The sequence below is a fragment of the Mycobacteroides franklinii genome (assembly GCF_002013895.1).
GTDB lineage: Bacteria > Actinomycetota > Actinomycetes > Mycobacteriales > Mycobacteriaceae > Mycobacterium > Mycobacterium franklinii.
In genome coordinates this window covers 307,333-325,961 of record NZ_MAFQ01000007.1, presented here as the reverse complement: position 1 = coordinate 325,961, position 18,629 = coordinate 307,333, and the positions used below count along the sequence as shown (strand labels likewise).

The following is an 18,629-nucleotide window of genomic DNA, read 5'->3' as shown; positions in this document are numbered from 1 at the left end:
CCACCGAACCCGCACATCGGACCAATGGTCCCGACGCCGACCTGTTCCGGACGGTGCGAATCCTGAACCCTGAAGGTGTCCAAGTCACCTTCATCGGCGTGATCGCCCGGCACTCCCCTCGCCCCCAAAAAACAGCATCTAAAGCTTCAGCCGGGTCACCCTGGTTCGAACACAGCAGAAGAACTAACTGCACGAGCAATCAAGGTGTATGTCGTGCCCATCGAAACCGACCAAGGGCGTCGTGGGTGGAACCAGAATCCCTGTCCAGTGGCCTTCGTAAGTTGCCCCTGGCGGAACGTCCGGTCCCAGAGCCGCCGAAGCCCCTTAAAGCTCCAAAACCGCTACGGAGGAAGCGGGTTCCAACAGATCAGCAATGCTCGGTTGAGGGCTGCACGTCCGTAGCCGCGTTCAGAACCCGATCGAAGCCGACATGGTGCGAGGAGCACATTGGCGAGCTACAACGACGTGGCGGGATCGCGCCCCTCGAGCCATTTACCCATCCGAAGGATTGGCAACTAACGGAGTGCCTGACGTGCACCGTCCGAGCGCATTACCGCTTTGAGTACACCCTCGACAAGAACCGCCTCGATGAACCAACATGCAGGGCCTGCTATTGGCGCCGTTGGGCCGCCCACCAACGGGCACTCCTCGGGGAGTGGGCCAGTGCAGAATCGATGTTCTACGACGAGGTCAAGGCATTCGTCGGGGAGCACGGGTTTGATTACCTGGGCCCGTTGACAGCTCCCTCACTGCGCGACGACCCGCACCACACACAGTGCCGAAGATGCGGCAAGATCAGCGCTGAAACGCCTGGGCGACATAGCTTTCGGCTGCACCTGCACACGCGCTTGGCGACCGGCCGGCGCATTGCTCGGGAACGTAGAACCCTGCGCCTCGAGCGGCTTCATAGCCATCCTTGGCTGAGACAACCCCTTGAGGCCGCTTCGAAGATCAGCAACGGCGCGGGAACCGCACCTGAGACCGGTCCAACACATGACAGGCCCGCATCCCCACAACCCACAGTTGATTTCGCTACAGCATGCTCCACGGAATCCACCGGCCCGCCGAAGGCGGCTTCACTTTCGCACCCGAGGAAGTCAAGAATCATTCTTGCATCGCCGACCACCACACGGGCGCTTGACGGAGTCTCGGTGGAACCGCGCTGTACTGAACTCCGCCGAGTCATGCCGACCGGCCACTCCGCGCGCACGGAGCTACGCAACCAGCTGCAGCGTTCTGCCCTTGGAAGACAATGCCTCACCGCAGGGAACCTCCACCATCCCAGGGCTGGTGCCTGCATAGTCCGGACGGAGCAAAGCCTCGTCTAGCGCCCGCGTTGCAGGGTTTGTACGTGCCGAGTTCTCGCGAGTTTAGGACGTGCCTTCTCCCCCGCCTCGCGTCAGTTGATCGCTAACGCACCGTCACCAGGTCGAATGGATAGCCCAGACTGGGTCATAAGTGGGTCAGCTCTTTATCCGCTCTTAATTAACGTGGAATTCGGCTGAGCAGAAAAACCCTTCTGCCTGTACTTATACGGTGGTCCCGGCTGGGTTCGAACCAGCGACCCCTCGCGTGTGAGGCGAGTGCTCTTCCGCTGAGCTACGAGACCGCGCACCGGTCGTGGAGGCTGACCGATCGAGGTGAAAGGCTAGCACGAGCCGCCGGAAACACCGTAGTCCGGCGGCTTAGAGGCCGCTCACGCAAGGGATTTGTGAATAAACCTCCCGTTCGACTACTGTTTCAATTCGCACCGGATGACGATCTCATCCGTTGCGCGCGGATGTAGCGCAGTTGGTAGCGCATCACCTTGCCAAGGTGAGGGTCGCGGGTTCGAATCCCGTCATCCGCTCGAAGGGTGGACAGTCATCCCTAGCGGTGGAGTGGCCGAGTGGTGAGGCAACGGCCTGCAAAGCCGTGCACACGGGTTCGATTCCCGTCTCCACCTCCATAAAGACCCGCGCGATTAGCTCAGCGGGAGAGCGCTTCCCTGACACGGAAGAGGTCACTGGTTCAATCCCAGTATCGCGCACCACAGTTTTCGCAGGTGAGAGCATTGCAGAGATGCATTTCACGATCCCCTTCCTCCCTCGCCAGAGGGATTCTCACCAAACCACCGACCCATCCGTGTCTTCCACGCAGAGGGCTCGTCTACGTGAGAACAACCACATCCGGTACAACGAAGCCCGCGTAAACCACGCTTGCCCGGTCACTGATCGTGCAACAAACCGTCTGTCGTCGGGGCAACCAGAGGCGAATTCAGATCAGGACGCAGATCGGCCAGGTAAGGGTTGGCCTCTTGCGCTCGCCGCACCACCTCCGTGTCGATCTCGGCGATGATCGTGCCGTTCCCCGATTCGATGCGGTCAAGCACGCCCCCGTCGGGACCGACGATGCTGCTGCGTCCGACATAGGTCGTCGCGTTCTCGACGCCGTCGTGGTTGATATACGCCACATAAATCTGGTTCTCCCAGGCGCGGGCCCGGATCACCACGTCGGCGACGAATGCGAAGGGCGTCATCTGAGCCGTCGGCACCGCGAGCAGATGCGCCCCCGCAAGGGCGCTCATCCGGACGTTCTCGGGGAACTCGATGTCGTAACAGATCATCACGCCGATGTTGACGCCGCGGTACTGCACCACGGTTGCCGGCTGGCTTCCTGGCGTGAAGTACGCACGATCGATCTCGCCGAACAGGTGAGTCTTTTGGTGCCGCCCACGCACCGCGCCCCGGTCGTCGATGAAGACAGCGTTGTTGTACAGCGCCCCGGCCGCGTCATATTCGGCCAGCCCCACGACGATCGCGATCCTGTTCCGTTCGGCGATGGAGCAGACCGCGTCCAGATGATCGGCGCGCACAAGTTCCCGTAAGCGATCTCCGATGTCGTATCCGGTCACGAACAGCTCGGGCGTGATGAGTAGATCTGCCTGTCCTGTTAGTCTTTTCGCGACCTGATCGAGCTCGGCAAGGTTGGCGTCCGGATTGGCGGGGTTCCCGGCGGACTGCAGGCCCGCGACTCTTAGTTTCGTGGAAATGACAAACCTCCGGCTGACACGGCGTTCTCACCACTGTGAGGCACACGCGCCTCTCACGCATCCGGGACAACGAAATTACGGACGCTGACCGCGCACCCACGGCAGCGAGGCGGCTCTAGTCGACTAGGACGCCTCGGTGGGACAGCTCGGCGAGCGTGGAGTCCGGTAGTTGGAGTTGACGGGCTTGTACGCGAGATATCGAGGCCGGGATTGCGTGCGTGAAGCTGAAGATGCTGTTCGGGTCGTAGCGGTGTTTGATCTGAACCAATCTCGCATAGCTGTCGCGGTATAGCCGGTGCGGCCGCGATTCGATGTCGGTGTTGGTCCAGTTGAGATAGGCACCGCAGGCGTACGGCTGCATCAGTTCGTAGAGGCCGCTGACCCATGCGATGCAGGCGTCATCCTCGCGTACGTCGGTCCAGTCGGATCGGATGAGCATCAGCTGCTGCATCTGGCCGTGAGCGAACGATTGCATTCCCCGAGCGGCGGCGGTTGCGAGTTCTGCCCCACCGGGAAGACACCACACAAACGAATTACCTGGCGCTCCGGTATGCCAATCACGAAGTATGCGCATGAGATTCCGGTCCAATGGTCGGTCAAAGAACGGCGATGCGGTCACCGCCCGCGTGCCGACGCCAAATGACTCACCGCCAATCTTCTCCAGTAGCGCCGCCATGGCGGCAACAAATGTTGTTGGCGTTATTTGCCTTTCACTCGGCGGCGGTACCGACTCGAGTAGCGGCTCCAACAAATCTTCGAGTTGTTCAGGAGTGCCCGGAAAGATGCCGGCCACATCGACGCGGTTGGCCGACGTTGTCGGCCACATCACCAGTAGCGGTGTCAGCCGACTATCGGCGGTCGGCGCCCACTGCTGCCACGCTCCATATACGTCCTTGAACTGACTCCAGGGCCACGACAATCGGTACCAAACAGCGGCAGATAGCGGCGTCATCCGCAGCGTGAAAGCGGTGATGATGCCGAAGTTGCCTCCACCGGCGCCAAGACAGGCCCAGTACAAGTCCGGGTGACTGTCGGGCGTCACGCGGTGGATCTCACCTTGTGCGTCAACCAGGTCGAATGAGACGACGTTGTGAGCCAGTGCGCCCAGCCAGCGCGTCAGTCCGCCCAGTCCCCCGCCGGTGATCAAACCGCCCATACCCACCGAACGACCTACCCCGCCCGGTATTACCCGGTCGATCTGACCTAGCACTTCATAGACGTCGTGCAGATGTGCGCCAGCACCCACCCTGACATGCGTGCGGTCAGCGCTGATGTCAACGGTGTTCAGATCTCTGAGGTCGATAACGATGCCGTCCGCAATCCCCGAGAAGCCGTCTACTGAATGTCCACCCGAGCGGATTCGAAACGGTATTCCCCGCTCTTGCGTCTCCAACAGAGCCGCAGCCACCTCGTCGGTGCTGGCCGGAAACACAATCTCCAGGGGGTCCGCGTGAAATCGCCGGTTCCATCCACGACACAGAGCTTCGAACTCACGATCGGACCGAGTGATACGCCTGAGAATACGAGCAGCTGGCATGGGACTCCCTCACCGGGGCTGAAACCGTATAGAACACAACGAGTATGACAGTTCATCAACTCGCACACGCCAAAACCAACACCACGCCCCTCTTTCGTCTTGCCTCCGGGTACGCCCGTGCCCCTTATCGGTGGATCGGCCCGTCGAGGTCATTCAAGGCGCGCCCGGAACCTCCGGCGGTTTCGGCGATGATCTGTGCCGCAATGGATATCGCGGTCTCCTCGGGTGTTCGGGCGTTGAGATCCAGTCCCACCGGGCTGCGCAGCCGCCGCAGCTGATCGTCGGTCATGCCCTCCTCACGCAGGCGCGCCACCCGATCTGTGTGGGTGCGTCGCGAGCCCAGTGCGCCGACAAATGCCACCGGCGCCCTCAGCGCCGCCGCCAACATCGGGACATCGAACTTCGGATCGTGGGTCAGCACGCACACCACGGTGCGCCCATCGACACGCCCGGCCGCCGCCTCGGCGCACAGATACCGGTGTGGCCAGTCGACCACCACCTCCTGTGCGTGGGGGAATTGTGCCGGGGTCGCGAATACCTCGCGGGCATCGACGACCGTCACCCGGTAGCCGAGCTGGCTGCCGGTGCGGCTCAAGGCCCGTACAAAGGCGTTGGCCCCTGCCAGGATCATCCGTGGCGGGGCCGCGAACGCCTGCACGAACACCCGCGGCAGGGCGGATTGATCGGGCTCGCAGCGGTCGGCGCCTGCCATCGCGCTGCGGCCCGCCCGCACCCGCGATGCGATATCGCCGTCGATAGGCGGCCACGGTGACGGTTCGCCCGGGCGTACCAGCGCCCAGTCGGGTACCCCCGACAGTGTGCTCACCAGAGCCAGCGACTCCCCCACCTCAAGCCCGTGCCGCAACTCGTGCAACAGCGGCAGTCGTTCGGCATCAACGCTTTCGGTGACGATTTCGATCTCGCCTCCACAGGTGAGGCCCGGCGCGAACCCGTCGTCGACGCCGAACCGCTCGCTGACACACATTCCGGTTTCCATGACCTCACGCGCGGTCTCGATGATCGCCGCCTCCACACATCCACCGGACAGTGATCCGATGACCGCTCCACCGGCTGTCACGATCATCGCCGCGCCGGGCTCCCGCGGAACCGCGCCACTGACCTCCACGACGCGGGCCAGCGCGACGCGGCACCTACTGTCCAGCAGGGCGATGAGATCGTCGAGTATGTCTTTCACGATGACGCTCCTTCCGCCGGCTCGTTGATGGCCTGCCACACCCGCGCGGCATTCATCGGCAAGCGATGCATCCGTACACCGACGGCATCGCGGATGGCATTGGCCAGCGCGGGCGCCACCGGGTTGTACGGGGACTCGCTCATCGACTTGGCCCCGAGCGGCCCGAGGGTGTCATAGGTGTCGGCGAAGTAGACCTCGGTCTCGGGCAGGTCCACCGACCGCGGAATGTGGTAGTTGCGCAGCGTCGTGGTGCTGACGAGGCCATCGTGCACCAGCATCTCCTCGTACAGCGCCGAGCCGATTGCCTGGGCGACACCACCTTCCACCTGGCCACGGCATTGCTGCGGGTTGATGACCACTCCGGCATCGGCGGTCTGCACCGACTGCAGGATAAGCACCGTGCCGGTTTGTGGATGGACACCGACGCGAAATGCCTGGACGTTGAAGGCAACCGACCGAGGCGTGCCCTCGTGGCGGCCCACCGCGGCCAGCGGGAGCGCCGCCGAGCGTGCGATATCGGCCAAGCTCAACAGATCCTCGCCAATCCGCACGCCGTCCCGTTCCAGCACACACCGCGATTCTGGCACCGCCAGTTTCGCCGCGGCGAACCGGATGATTTTGTCCCGCAATAGCTCTGCCGCGCGATGTACGGCCAGGCCGGCGACGGTGGTCCCGGCCGAGCCGAAGGCACCCGTGTCGTGGCCCACCTCGTCGGTATCGGCCTGCCGAATGTCGATCTGGTCCGGGGCACACCCCAGTACGGCCGCGGCGAGTTGTGCGTGCACGGTGGTGGTGCCGTTGCCGAATTCGGCCGACCCCACCGAGATCCGGTAGCGGCCCCGCTCGTCCAGCGTGGCGCGGGCATCGGCGACGTGCCCACGCGGGGGCACCGTCGCGATCATGGCCATCGCCGTGCCCTCGCCCACCTGCCAGCCGGCGGGCAGGGCCGATCCGTTGCGTGCCGGGTCCTCGGCACCGTGAGCCAACGCATCCTGCGCCAGGTCCAGGCACTGGTCGAGCCCGTAGCTGCCGAACTCCAGGTCGTCCTCCTCCACTTCCCAGCTGACGAAGCGGTCCCCCGGCACGATGACGTTGCGGCGCCGGAACTCGAACGGGTCGATGCCAAGTTCGCGTGCCAATTCATCGAGGGCTGACTCGATCCCGAACAGCACCTGCCCCAGCCCATAGCCGCGGAACGCGCCGGACGGGATGTTGTTGGTGTACACGGCCTGCGCATCGACTCGTTTATTGGCGCAGCGGTATTGGGCCATGGATTCGTTGCAGCCATGGAACATGACCCCCACGCTGTGATTTCCGTAGGCACCCGCGTCGGAGAGCACGTCGACCGATAGCGCCGTCAACACACCATCCCTACCCGCTGCCGCGGTGACATTCACCCGCATCGGATGGCGGCACGGGGCAATGGTGAACTGGTCGCTGCGCGTGAATTCGTAGACCGCCGGCGCACCTGTGGCGCGCACCGCCAGCAGCACCAGATCCTCGGTGAGCATCTCCTGTTTGGCCCCGAACCCGCCACCGACCCGCGGTGCGAACACCCGGACCTGTTCGCGCGCAAGGCCGAACACATGGCAGAGCTCATCGCGCACCAGGAACGGCACCTGACTGCTGGTGCGCAGGACATAGCGTCCACGCTCGTCCTGCCAACCCACTGATCCGTGGGTCTCCAGGTGAACGTGCTGTACCCGCGCGGTCTGCCAGCTGCCGCTGACCACCGCGCCCGATTCCCTGGCCCGGTCCACCGCCGCCGCGATATCGCCGACCTCGCCGTGTACCTCGGCCACCAGGTTGCGTGCGGAGTCGGCGATTCGGGCGCCGGGGCCCTTGTCACCGTGCACCAGATGCGCTCCGGGCCGCTGCGCCAGCACCGGATCGAATACCGCTGGCAGCACCTCATATTCGACGTCGATGTGCTCCAGTGCGCGGTGCGCGATGGTCGGTGAGTCCGCCACCACGGCCGCGACGCGCTGTCCCGCGAACCTCAGCACACGATCGAAAACCAGTGTGTCGTCGGGGTCGTCGGCGCGCTCATGGTGGCGAGCGGTGGAGAACTGCACCCCGGGATCGTCGCGGTAGCAGAGCACCGCGCGAACCCCCGGTAGGCCGAGGGCCCTCTCCGTGTCGATCCGGCTGATGCGGGCCGACGGATGCGGGCTGCCCAGTACCGCGATATGTCCCACACCGGCAGGCAACTGGTCCATGGTGTACGACTCGGTGCCGGTGACCACCCGCGCGGCGGCAGGGGCACTGACGGTGCCTTCTGGCGGCGCGACGCCACAGATGGCGGCACGAATGGGCCGGTAACCCGTGCACCTGCACAGATTGCCTTTCAGCGCGTTGTCCAGATCTTCAGTCTGCTCCGATGTAAGAGTGGCCGCCGTCAATACCATTCCAGCGGTACAGAATCCACATTGGAAACCGGCATGGTCGATGAAGCCGCGCTGCACGGCATGCAGATTGCACTCATCTCCCAGGCCCCGGATGGTGAGGATCTCTGCCTCGGTAACACGGTGCGCGGGAACGATGCACGAATGCTGTGACGCCCCGTTCACCAGCACCGTACAGGCACCACAGTCACCGGCGTCGCAGCCCTTCTTGACCTCGATGTGCCCGTGCTCGCGCAGGAATGTACGCAGACACTGCCCGGGCCGCGGGCTGGCATCGATGATCTGGCCGTTGACTTTCATGGGCGCCCGCCCATCAGCTCCTCGGTGACCTCGCGGGCGAGCTGTGCCGTGACCTTGCGGCGCCACTGAGCGGTGCCGTGGGCGTCGGTATGGAACTGCGCATCGGGAATCCCCGCAGCAGCCTGCACAGCGCGCTCGGCGTCGGCAGGTACCCGCAACACGATCGGTCTGCGGGTGGCCGCGGTGATACCCAGCACAATGTCTGCGCCGTCGAGCCTTCCGGTGACGAGCGCACCGGAGCGGCCCAGAGCCGAGTAGGCGATCTTGCGCAGCGCCGTCGGCTGCGACAATGCCACTGAGGAAAAGGTGATGGCGCGTAAGACATCACCCGGGTGCAGGACCGTCTCGTTGATGTCGGTTACGAATTCGGTGATGGCGCAACGCTCGTCGGTGCCGTCACGGCGCCAGATGAGCAGCTCGGCATCGAGGGCGGCACACAACGAGATCATTGCTCCCGCGGGCAGACCCAGGCAGATATTGCCGCCGACCGTCGCGGTGCGCCAGATCTTGAACGAGGCCAGCAGGGCACGCGCGCACTGCCCGAAGAGGGCGGTGGCCCTCCAGTGCGGAGGGTATGGGGCGTTGATGAGCCGTTCGATGCTGCAGGTGGCGGCCACCTCCAGACTCCCGGTATCGACCACTACGTCGGGCCACCGCATACCGGTCAGGTCCACCAGACGCCTCAGCCCGGGCTGAGGCTCACTCATCAGCCAGGTGCCGCCCGCCAGCACTGCGTCCTGCGGCCCGAGGCCGCTGAGGTCAGCGCGGTCCCGGAGGATCAGCACCGAGTCGATGGCGTGCAGATCCATCAGCGCACCCTGCTCATCAATCCATGATGCGCCGCCTCGACGGCAGCGGCGACCCGGCCGGTATCCACGGTCAGCATCTCCCCGTTCCTGACCACAGGTCTGCCGTCGACCCACGAATACTTGATCGGCGGCACCGCGCCCAGCACCAAGGCGGCCACCGGGTCGTCGATTCCGCTATGGCTCAGCGTGCTCAGATCCCACAGCACCAGATCCGCGCACTTGCCCACCTCAATCGAACCGATCTCGTCGGCACGGCCCAGCAGGCGGGCGCCCCCCAGCGTCGCCAGCTCGAGTGCGGTACGCGTGCTCAGCGCGGTAGGCCCGCCGACGGCGCGTGCCAGCAGCAGCGCCTGGTGCGCCTCGTCCAACAGCCGCCCCGACTCGTTGGAGGCCGCACCATCCACCCCGAGACCCACCGGCACTCCCGCCGCCAGCAGCTCCCGGGTGCGGGCGATACCCGCACCCAACCGGCCGTTGGAGGTCGGGCAGTGCGCGATGCCGGTTCCGGTGCCAGCCAGCCGGGCAATGGCCGCGTCATCGAGGTGGATGCCGTGCGCGAACCACACGTCGGGGCCCAGCCAGCCCAACTGCTCCATGTAGTCAAGCGGGCTGCAGCCGAAACGATCGGCGCAATATCTACCCTCGTCCTCGGTTTCCGCCAGGTGGGTGTGTAACCGCACCCCGTGCTCACGGGCCAACAGCGCGGACTGACGCAACAGCTCCCCGCTCACCGAGAAGGGCGAGCAGGGTGCCAGACCGATGCGGACCATGGAACCCGGCGCCGGGTCATGCCACCGCGCGATGGCCGCGGCACTGGCGTCCAGGGCAGTATCGATCGACTCCACCAGGCTGTCGGGCGGCAGGCCTCCCGCAGACCGTCCCAAATCCATTGAGCCGCGGGTGGGGTCGAACCTCAGCCCGACCTCCCGCGCCGCCGCGATCTCAGCCTCCAACAGATCGCCTGCCCCGGAGGGAAATACGTAATGGTGATCGGTGGTGGTGGTACATCCCGACAACGCCAGCCAGCTCAGCGCGCCCTGGGCCGCCACATGTAGACCGTCCGCGTCGATGCCCTCCCATACCGGATACAGCGCGGTAAGCCATTGGAACAGTGTGTGATCGGCCGCGAGCCCGCGGGTGATCCACTGGTACAGGTGGTGATGTGTGTTGACCAATCCCGGTGTGAGCAGGCAGCCTCGGCCGTCTACGCGTTCAACGTCCGACAACCCGCGCCACGCGTTGTGCTCGCCCGCGCTCAGCACGGCTGCGATGCGACTTCCCTCGACGACCACCGTCGCACCGTCGAGCTCTCGCCGCGCGGGGTCGATGGTGGCCGCGAATACGTTCTCGATCAAGGTGATTGGGCTCAAGACACCACCTCGCTACCACATCTCGTCCTGCGGCCACGACGCGCGGTGTGCACTATGGAGCCATGGACCCGATCGCCGCTGCCGTATACCGCGGGCACATCTTCCACATCGCCGGATCCCCCACGGTGGCCGACGCTGCCACACATCTGCAGTCGATTCCCGACGGCGCACTGGCGGTCGGCGCCGATGGTGTGATCGCTTATTGCGGCCCGTACACGCATCTGCCCCAGGCGTATTCCGCGTGGCCCAGTCACGATCATCGCGGCGGGTTCCTGCTGCCCGGATTCATCGATACCCATATGCACTTCCCGCAGGTGTACTGCACCGATTCCTATGGCGGCGGCCAGCTGTTGGAATGGCTGGAGCGCTGCATCTTTCCTGCAGAGGCCCGCTTGGCAGACCCGGTACTGGCGCAGCGCGCGGCCGCAGCATTCTGCCGCCGCCGAATCGCCGCAGGCACCACCGCCGCGATGGTGATGGGCTCGGCCTTCCCGCAGGCACAGGAGGCGTTGTTCACTGCGACCCGTGCGGCGGGATTGCGGCTGGTCACCGGGCGCGGAGTGCAGACCGTGGGCCCCGAGAGTGCCCAACCTCTGCTGACCACAACAGAGTACGCAATTGAGCTGTGCTCCAGGGAAATCGAAAGCTGGCACGGGGACACTCTCACCGACGTCGCGCTGGTGCCCCGGTTCTCGCTGTCCGTCACCGCCGACACCCTGGCGGCCCTCGGCGAACTCTACGACGGCGTGCGGGCCGACGGTGTCTACTTCCATTCCCACCTCAATGAGAATGCCCGGCCGGGCACCGGCGAGGTGGACACCACCCTGTCTGCGTACGGGGTCAAGAGCTACCTGGATACCTATGACGGTCATTTTCTGCCCGGCTCTCGCAAGGGCGGCGCAACCCTGTTGGGCCACAGGAGCATTCTGGCGCACGCCGTGCACTGCCAAGATGCGGAACTGGCCCGTCTGGCAGAGACGGGCAGTTCCATCGCGCATTGCCCCACCTCGCAGCTGTTCCTGGGCTCGGGCACCATGCCGTGGCGCCGGACTGTCGCCAGCGGAGTCAACATCGCGCTGGGCACCGATGTGGGCGGCGGCGATGAATGGCTGTTGACCCGCGTACTGAACGACTGTTTTAAAGTCCACATGTCCGAACCGGCTTCGGCGGCGGTGTCGCTGCATCCCGCCGAGCTGTTGTTCACCGCGACGCTTGCCGGGGCGCGCGCACTCGACCGGGAGGACACCTTCGGAAATCTGGACATGGGCAAGGATGCGGATTTTCTGATCATCGATCCGGACCGATGGGAACCCTTGGGCGACAGTCTGTCCCACGGCGTCCAGTCCGATGACGAGCAACTGGCGGCCGAACAGACATTGTTTCGCCTGTTGATGGGGCTACGAGAGCCCGCCATCAGCTCCGTGCTGGTGCGGGGGCGCGATCTCACCGGCTACCTCGACGGCGACCGCTAGACCAACCACGACAGATGCGGGGACCATGCCGGTCCGGCATCCGGGGCATCCTCTCGGGTGACGGTGGCCTGTATCAGCCCGTACGGACGATCATCGGCATGAAAGACCTCGTTCGGATTCTCCAATCCGAACGGCGATAAGTCATAGACGAAGTGGTGCTTATTCGGCGCCGAGAGCCGGACCTCCACGATTGGCGGATACGTCTCCAGGATCGCCTTGCCGACCTCATACAACGTCTGCTGCAGAGCAAGCGAATGTACGGTGGCGAACCGTTCCAGAATAATCGCCTTCACCCCGAGATATGTTTCATCCCAGTCGATGTCGGTATCGGCAAAACGCCACTTGGCCACCAGCGAGGTAGCCATCACCCGATCCGAGGTGGGCTGCAAGATGGTGTACTTGTCCTCGAAGAAGTCGTGGAACTCCGAACCGGTCGACTTCAGCACGACGAGGTCCTTGAGCCCGCCGATCACCCATGTCCGCTGCTGGGCGCCGACACCGTCCACGGTGATCTCGGCGGTGCGCACCTCCTGGCCCTTGCGAACCCAGGTGTGGTCGTGTTCGCGTCCCCCGACAACGACTCGCTCCCAGGCATACTCGTCAATCTCGATACGCGCCCCGGTGACCGGTCCGTATTCGTCCACGAAGTGGTGTGCCAGATCCAGACCGTACTGCTCGATGGTCTCGATGCCCTTCTCCTTGGCATAGGCGTAGATCGTCTGCTTCTGGCTGTCGGTGGGCAGTACCTTGCGCTGGTCCCCGTCGGTGTAGGCCGCGGCGAAATCTCCCCGCAGTGCGCTCCCGACGTTCAGGTCTTTGATTTCGTGGCGTGGGTTATCGCGATAGATCCGCACCACCCGGTTCTCGGCCTTGCCGTACTGGTTGCCTCCGAGGACGATTCCCATTGATGCTTCCTTTCTCAGCTGCCGCGATAGGTCGAATAGGCGTACGGACTCAGCAGCAGCGGAATATGGAGACGTCCCGCGGTGCCGTCGGCGACGAAGCTGATGATCACCTCCGGGTAGAAGCCCTCGATCGCGTTGTCGCTGAACCAGGTTCCGGTATCAAACACCAGTTGGTATCGCCCGGCAGCCAATACCGACCCGGCGAGTTCCGCAATCCGCCCGTCGGAATCGGTTGTCCCGCTGGCTAGCTCAGATCCGGTGGCATCCAGCAGCGTCACCCGCACGCCCCGCGCCGGTCGACCCGTCACCGCGTCCAGAACATGGGTGCTCAGACCCGTCACAATTCATCCTCCGTCTCGACATCGTCGGCGTGCCTGCCCGCCGGACTGAGCATCCGTGCCAGGCGGCTGCGGTTGATCTTGCCCAACTCCATTCTCATGACCCGACGTTCGTTCTGCGGATCGTTCCTGAGCCGTTCCTCCAGGATCGCCAGCAGTTCCTCGGCGGGCCGACCGTTTGCGAACACCAGGTACACGTAACCGAAGCGCTTCTCGTACTCGGCGTTGCGTTCCCGCAGCCGATCCAGGATCGCGGTATCGGCCCCCGTCACACCCGACTGCTCGCGGCGCGAGGCCGCATTGTCGGCCCGCTCCCCGATCCGCGGGTGACCGTCGAGCGCCTCGTCCAGGTCGGCGTCGGTAAGTTCGGCCAGGATCAGGTCTGCCCGGTTGAACAGAGCCTCCTGGTCGCGGAAGGGCCGCCCGGCGGCCACCCGTAGTGCCCAAATTCTCGATGAGCAGCACTCGTACAGCCAGTGGATCGCCTGGGTATCGCTGAGCTCGTTGAAACTCTCGATTCCCCGCCAGTCAACGCGCCGCATGGAAATCCTCGTAACGCCCAAAACGTGCCGCGGTGATGGGGTTGGCGTCGGCCACCAAGTCATCGAACCGGTAGTTGGCGATCTTCGCGATCTCGATGAGCGCGAAGGATCGCTCACTCGTGGTGGAATTCTCCATGCGGCTCCACCCGTTGCGCAGCAGCCGCTCGTAGCGCTCGGTCTCGCGCGCACAGATCACCAGCGGGAAACCGAAATGCTCGCGGTAGGCATTGGCCAGGCTCACCACGTTGTTCAGCTCACTCTCGTCGAGAGTCTGCAAAATGGTGTGATCGACCGCCGCCATCTCTCCAGCTTCGTCCTCGGCGCCCAGATCCGGGAAAGATCTGATGAGTTCGAGCTGTTCCTCGTCGCTGCCGGTAAGCATCGCCTCCTGGAAAGCGCTGCGCAGATCGTGCGCGTCGGCGAAGGGCCGTTGCCGGTAGGCGCGGTCTACCACCCAGTTCACGTTCTGGACCAGGCCTCCGAAAGTGTGGCGAAACTGTTCGAGAGTCATCTCGTTGACCTGCGCGAGCCGAATGGTGCCTCCCCCGGCCACCGCCACGCCACGGCTGCCGGTGTGGAAGAACAACAAGTTCAAGACGATTGCGGTGATGGCACCCATGGTGATGCCGGTGCTGAACGGGATCTGCAGCAGGCCGGGTACGGCCTGGTCGATTCCCGGTAGTGCGGGAACCGCGATGCTGCGCCCCTTCTCCAGGACCGTCGACGGGCCCGAGGACTGAGAGAACTGCACATACATCCCCATGGCCAACGAGGTGCTGGCGATGATCAAGTTACGGTGGTCGTTGAAGTCCACCTTGCCCAGTGTCTGAATACCGACCACCGCCACCGTCGCGAACAGAGTCATGGCGGCCCCGCCCAACACCGGTGCCGGGATGGACTCCACGATCTTGGCGGTCTTGGGCAGCACACCCAAGACCATCATGATCACGCCGGCGGCCGCTACCACCCAACGGCTCTTGACACCGGTGAGCCGCACCAGCCCGACATTCTCCGAGAACGCGGTATAGGGAAAGGAGTTGAAGGTGCCGCCGATCATGGTGGCGATGCCGTCGGCACGGACCGTTGCGGCGATGTCCGCTCCGCGCACCCTCCTACCGACGATCTCCGCGGTGGCGAAGACCGCGCCGGTGGATTCGACCGCGGTCACCATCAACACCACGATCAGCGATACCACCGCGATGACGTCGAAGCGCGGCGCGCCGAACGCGAACGGTGAGGTGAAACCGATCCATGCCGCCTCACCTACCCGGGTGAAATCGGTGTCGCCGGCAAGCCAGGCAGTGGCGGTACCGGCCACCAGGCCCAGGAGCACGGCGATGGTGCTCCAAAAGCCCCGGAAGAATCGCTGCATCAGCACGATCGCCGCGATGGTGCCCACGGCATACAGGAGCCAACGCCCATTGCCCGGATCGTGCGCGGCTACCGGGCTGTGCGGGTTACGGACGGCGTCGCCGATACCCACCGGCAACAGCGATACCCCGATGATCGTGATAACCGAGCCGGTCACGATGGGCGGAAAGAACCGGATGAGGCGGGCGAAGAACGGTGCGATGAGGAAGGTGAACGCTCCCGCGGCGATCACGGCGCCGTAGACGGTGAGCAGTCCCACCCGGCCCCCACCGTGATCGTTGGCGATCTTGATCACCGGCGCCAGGGTGGCGAAGGTGACCCCCTGCAGCAGGGGCAGCCGCACACCGATCTTCCAGAATCCGACGGCCTGCAGGATCGAGGCGATGCCGCAGGTGAACAGGTCGGCGGTGATCAACATGGTCAACGCCTCGGCGTCCAGACCGATCGCACGCGCGATGAGCAGGGGCACCAGCACCGCACCGGCGTAGAACGCGATCACGTGCTGGATGCCCAGCGTGACGAGCTTGCCCGCGGAGGGCACCTCGTCGACGGGATGGACCTTCCTCGTCACGGAACCTCCCTGCCTCGGTGCGGCCGCCCGGACCCGCCGGACGCGCAAAGCGACGCTAGATCGATCGTGTTGCCGCCAGGTTGCCGGGTGCCTATATTTTCCCGTGGTCTTACGTTGTCACGCTTCGGCGACCACATCCAATTGTCCTGCGGCAGCGACTATCACCGATTCCAAGCGGTCGTGGTGGGTGGCCGCGACGGCCAGTAGGGCCTCGGTATCGCGACTTGCCACTGCTGTGATCATCGCCTCATGATGGACATGTAACTGCAGCTGATCTGACGCGGACACTGTCCGCATCACCTGGAACGGCTCGGTCAGATTCCACGTGGCCTCGAACATGTGCAGCAGGCGGTGCATGCCGCAGGGCAGCACAAGGGCACGGTGAAAACGCCGTGAATGCAGGTGAAATGCCCGCGCGTCGCCCTCGACGGTCGCCTGCTGCAGCAGCTCGTGTTCGGCGAGCGCGCGGTCCAGGTCCTCGGACGTTGCGAGCGTCACGGCCTGTGCGAGCGCGGCACGCTCGAGAACGCCTCGGGTGAAATAGATCTCGCGAAGCTCCGGCAGCGTGAGCTGGGCTACCCGATATCCCCCGTTGGCACGGTGGTCGACAAGCCCTTCGGCGACAAGGGTCTTGAGCGCTTCCCGTACCGGGATGGGGCTGATTTGGTAGGTGTCGGCCACCTCACCGATGGGGATCATCGAACCCGGCGGCGCGGCGCCATCGAGGATGGCGCGGCGCAATCCATCGAGCACGCTCGTCTGATCATGCCCGGAGCGGGTGGCGCGCAGCTCGTTGATCAGCCTCCGGTAGCGGAACGTGCGTGACATTCGCCCTCCATCGCCGTCGGCCAGACCCTGATCTTGTCAGTGGTAGCGCCTGGCCGCCATCGCTGGCGACACAGAGTTAACGCGAACGTTTCATTGAGGGATGCCCTGTGAAGGCACGATCACCCGCACCGCCGGTCGCCGACGTACCCTGTCGGCCATGCGCATACGCGTGATCAACCCCAACACCACCGAGGCCATGACGAAGGCCATCGGGGCGGTGGCGCAATCGGCGGCCTGGCCGGAAACGATCATCACGACGGTCAATCCCGCGATGGGACCAGTCTCGATCGAGAGCCACTACGACGAGGCGTTGAGTGTGCCCGGTGTGCTGGCCGAGATCCGCCGCGCCGAATCCGAAGGCGCCGACGGGTATGTGCTCGCGTGCTTCGGCGATCCCGGCCTCGACGCCGCCCGGGAACTGGCCACCGGGCCCGTGCTCGGTATCGCAGAGGCGGCCATGCACATGGCCAGTCACCTCGGCAGGGGCTTCAGTGTGGTCACCACATTGGAACGTGCCGCGGGACGCGCGTGGGACCTGGCCGAACGCTATGGGATGTCACGCTTTTGCCGAGGGGTCCACGGTTGCGACATTGCGGTGCTGGACTTGGAACGCAATCCGCGAACCCGGGAAATTCTCGTTGAGCACTGCCGACGCGCAGCCGACGATGACGGCAGCGACGTGATCGTGCTGGGTTGCGCGGGGATGGCCGGTCTATGCCGGGATGTCTCGTCGGAAATCGGATTACCGGTGGTCGACGGGGTGGCCGCCGCGGTGAACCTGGTGCAGTCGCTGGTGTCGATGGGCCTGCGCAAATCGGGGCAGGGTGAGTTCGCCGCCCCACCCGTCAAACGCTATGCCGGACTGCTCGATTCGTTTGGATCTGTGCCCACGGGGTGAACTGCGCGCCAATGCTCGGCGATGTCGATGCGTTTGGCGATCCACACCCCGTCATGGGCCTGCACATGGTCGAGAAATCGTTCGAGCGCAACGGTCCGCGCCGGGCGGCCCACCAGCCGGCAGTGCAGGCCGACCGACAGCATCTTCGGGCTGCCCGCCTCCCCCTCCGAATACAGGCAGTCGAAAGCATCCCGCAGATGCGTGAAAAACTGTTCACCACTGGGGAATCCGGCGGCCGAGGCAAACCGCATGTCATTGGTATCCAGGGTGTAGGGCACCACCAAGTGGTCGGCCACACCCCCACCGGCAGGCACCCGCACCCAGTACGGCAGGTCATCGGCGTAGGAGTCCGAATCGTAGGTGAATCCGCCGTGCTCGACCACCAGCTGCCGGGTCTGCGGGGAATCCCGCCCGGTGTACCAACCCAACGGGGCCGCGCCGGTCAGGTCACGCAGGATCTGCACCGCCTGCGCCATGTGCTCACGCTCGATATCCGGCGACACCAGCTGATAGGACTGCCAGCGCAGCCCATGACAGGCAATTTCGTGCCCAAGTTCACCGAATGCGGCCACCGCCTCCGGATTGCGCCGTAGCGCCTGCGCGACCGCGAAGATCGTCAGCGGCAGGCCGCGGCGCTCGAAGACACGCAACACCCGCCAGAGCCCTGCACGCGAACCGTACTCGTACAACGATTCCATGCTCATGTGCCGATTGGGGAACGCTTCGGCCGGGACCATCTCCGACAGGAACGTCTCCGAGGCCGCCGACCCATCCAGAACGTTATTCTCAGCGCCCTCTTCGTAATTGAGCACAAACTGCACCGCAATCCGCGCGTCGCCAGGCCACCGTGGGTGCGGTGGCCTGCGCCCGTAGCCCACCATGTCGCGGGGTTCCGCCGGTCCAGTCTCGTGAGGAGCCATCGTGGGCACGATAATAGGCCGCCCCGCATCACCGCATCGAATCGCCTTCCAGCGGAGGAATTCCGAGAAAGGAAAATATTCTTTCCGTGCAACACGGCGGCAATACCGGCCGCTTAGCTTCGGATGTCACCAGCATT

The 18,629-nt window shown here is 64.6% G+C and carries 14 protein-coding genes and 4 tRNA genes; 5 read left to right on the top strand and 13 right to left on the bottom strand.

What is annotated here, in order from left to right:
• Window positions 1-1,537 precede the first annotated feature (1,537 nt).
• A tRNA-Val gene (locus B4393_RS14420) sits at window positions 1,538-1,609 on the bottom strand.
• Between the two features lie 167 nt (window positions 1,610-1,776).
• On the opposite strand from B4393_RS14420, the gene B4393_RS14415 reads away from it, so the two are divergent.
• From B4393_RS14415 to B4393_RS14405, 3 genes are all read left to right on the top strand, one after another.
• Window positions 1,777-1,849: transfer RNA gene (locus B4393_RS14415), tRNA-Gly, on the top strand.
• A gap of 25 nt (window positions 1,850-1,874) precedes the next feature.
• Window positions 1,875-1,948: transfer RNA gene (locus tag B4393_RS14410), tRNA-Cys, on the top strand.
• 9 nt (window positions 1,949-1,957) lie between these two features.
• Window positions 1,958-2,032: transfer RNA gene (locus B4393_RS14405), tRNA-Val, on the top strand.
• Between the two features lie 174 nt (window positions 2,033-2,206).
• Here B4393_RS14405 and B4393_RS14400 read toward each other — a convergent pair.
• The 6 genes from B4393_RS14400 to B4393_RS14375 all read right to left on the bottom strand — a co-directional run bounded on the left by B4393_RS14400 (window position 2,207) and on the right by B4393_RS14375 (window position 10,632).
• Window positions 2,207-3,031 (bottom strand): carbon-nitrogen hydrolase family protein, encoded by an 825-nt coding sequence (locus B4393_RS14400; RefSeq protein WP_078334680.1) that lies wholly within the window; start codon window positions 3,029-3,031, stop codon window positions 2,207-2,209.
• Between the two features lie 115 nt (window positions 3,032-3,146).
• Window positions 3,147-4,568: an FAD-binding oxidoreductase gene (locus tag B4393_RS14395; RefSeq protein WP_078334679.1), complete on the bottom strand. Its 1,422-nt coding sequence runs from the start codon at window positions 4,566-4,568 to the stop codon at window positions 3,147-3,149.
• 124 nt (window positions 4,569-4,692) lie between these two features.
• Window positions 4,693-5,763 (bottom strand): XdhC family protein, encoded by a 1,071-nt coding sequence (locus B4393_RS14390; protein ID WP_078334678.1) that lies wholly within the window; start codon window positions 5,761-5,763, stop codon window positions 4,693-4,695.
• Window positions 5,760-8,468 carry a molybdopterin-dependent oxidoreductase gene (locus B4393_RS14385; protein ID WP_078334677.1) on the bottom strand — a complete coding sequence of 903 codons (2,709 nt, stop codon included), beginning with the start codon at window positions 8,466-8,468 and terminating at the stop codon, window positions 5,760-5,762. Before B4393_RS14385 ends, B4393_RS14390 begins: the two co-directional genes overlap by 4 nt.
• A complete protein-coding gene (locus B4393_RS14380; protein ID WP_078334676.1) occupies window positions 8,465-9,277 on the bottom strand; it encodes an FAD binding domain-containing protein in 813 nt (270 codons plus the stop codon). The genes B4393_RS14385 and B4393_RS14380 overlap by 4 nt, the downstream gene beginning before the upstream one ends.
• Window positions 9,277-10,632, bottom strand: a complete 1,356-nt coding sequence (locus tag B4393_RS14375; RefSeq protein ID WP_078334718.1) for an 8-oxoguanine deaminase — start codon at window positions 10,630-10,632, stop codon at window positions 9,277-9,279. The genes B4393_RS14380 and B4393_RS14375 overlap by 1 nt, the downstream gene beginning before the upstream one ends.
• 77 nt (window positions 10,633-10,709) lie before the next feature.
• Here B4393_RS14375 and B4393_RS14370 point away from each other — a divergent pair, with 77 nt between their 5' ends.
• Complete coding sequence (locus tag B4393_RS14370; RefSeq protein ID WP_078334675.1) at window positions 10,710-12,119, top strand: amidohydrolase family protein; 1,410 nt, start codon at window positions 10,710-10,712, stop codon at window positions 12,117-12,119.
• Here the strand turns inward: B4393_RS14370 and pucL are convergent.
• From pucL to B4393_RS14345, 5 genes are all read right to left on the bottom strand, one after another.
• Complete coding sequence (gene pucL / locus B4393_RS14365; protein WP_078334674.1) at window positions 12,116-13,024, bottom strand: factor-independent urate hydroxylase; 909 nt, start codon at window positions 13,022-13,024, stop codon at window positions 12,116-12,118. The two genes, B4393_RS14370 and pucL, sit on opposite strands and share 4 nt — an antisense overlap.
• Window positions 13,025-13,038: 14 nt before the next feature.
• Window positions 13,039-13,365, bottom strand: a complete 327-nt coding sequence (gene uraH / locus B4393_RS14360) for a hydroxyisourate hydrolase (protein WP_078334673.1) — start codon at window positions 13,363-13,365, stop codon at window positions 13,039-13,041.
• Window positions 13,362-13,904 (bottom strand): 2-oxo-4-hydroxy-4-carboxy-5-ureidoimidazoline decarboxylase, encoded by a 543-nt coding sequence (uraD, locus tag B4393_RS14355; protein WP_078334672.1) that lies wholly within the window; start codon window positions 13,902-13,904, stop codon window positions 13,362-13,364. Before uraD ends, uraH begins: the two co-directional genes overlap by 4 nt.
• Window positions 13,891-15,894 carry a solute carrier family 23 protein gene (locus B4393_RS14350; protein ID WP_078334671.1) on the bottom strand — a complete coding sequence of 668 codons (2,004 nt, stop codon included), beginning with the start codon at window positions 15,892-15,894 and terminating at the stop codon, window positions 13,891-13,893. The genes uraD and B4393_RS14350 overlap by 14 nt, the downstream gene beginning before the upstream one ends.
• Before the next feature lie 69 nt (window positions 15,895-15,963).
• Window positions 15,964-16,674, bottom strand: coding sequence for a GntR family transcriptional regulator (locus B4393_RS14345; RefSeq protein ID WP_078334670.1), 711 nt, complete (start codon window positions 16,672-16,674; stop codon window positions 15,964-15,966).
• A gap of 157 nt (window positions 16,675-16,831) precedes the next feature.
• Here B4393_RS14345 and B4393_RS14340 point away from each other — a divergent pair, with 157 nt between their 5' ends.
• Window positions 16,832-17,572 carry an aspartate/glutamate racemase family protein gene (locus B4393_RS14340; RefSeq protein WP_078334717.1) on the top strand — a complete coding sequence of 247 codons (741 nt, stop codon included), beginning with the start codon at window positions 16,832-16,834 and terminating at the stop codon, window positions 17,570-17,572.
• On the opposite strand, the gene puuE is transcribed toward B4393_RS14340, so the two are convergent.
• A complete protein-coding gene (gene puuE, locus B4393_RS14335) occupies window positions 17,527-18,492 on the bottom strand; it encodes an allantoinase PuuE (protein WP_109558676.1) in 966 nt (321 codons plus the stop codon). The genes B4393_RS14340 and puuE overlap by 46 nt on opposite strands.
• Window positions 18,493-18,629 lie beyond the last annotated feature (137 nt).

Bases quoted from the DNA above. Each gene is read 5' to 3' on its own strand.
- B4393_RS14395 (WP_078334679.1), bottom strand. From the start codon at position 4,568: ATGCCAGCTGCTCGTATTCTCAGGCGTATCACTCGGTCCGATCGTGAG.
- B4393_RS14385 (WP_078334677.1), bottom strand. From the start codon at position 8,468: ATGAAAGTCAACGGCCAGATCATCGATGCCAGCCCGCGGCCCGGGCAG.
- B4393_RS14380 (WP_078334676.1), bottom strand. From the start codon at position 9,277: ATGGATCTGCACGCCATCGACTCGGTGCTGATCCTCCGGGACCGCGCT.
- B4393_RS14370 (WP_078334675.1), top strand. From the start codon at position 10,710: ATGGACCCGATCGCCGCTGCCGTATACCGCGGGCACATCTTCCACATC.
- pucL (WP_078334674.1), bottom strand. From the start codon at position 13,024: ATGGGAATCGTCCTCGGAGGCAACCAGTACGGCAAGGCCGAGAACCGG.
- uraD (WP_078334672.1), bottom strand. From the start codon at position 13,904: ATGCGGCGCGTTGACTGGCGGGGAATCGAGAGTTTCAACGAGCTCAGC.
- B4393_RS14345 (WP_078334670.1), bottom strand. From the start codon at position 16,674: ATGTCACGCACGTTCCGCTACCGGAGGCTGATCAACGAGCTGCGCGCC.
- B4393_RS14340 (WP_078334717.1), top strand. From the start codon at position 16,832: ATGCGCATACGCGTGATCAACCCCAACACCACCGAGGCCATGACGAAG.
- puuE (WP_109558676.1), bottom strand. From the start codon at position 18,492: ATGGCTCCTCACGAGACTGGACCGGCGGAACCCCGCGACATGGTGGGC.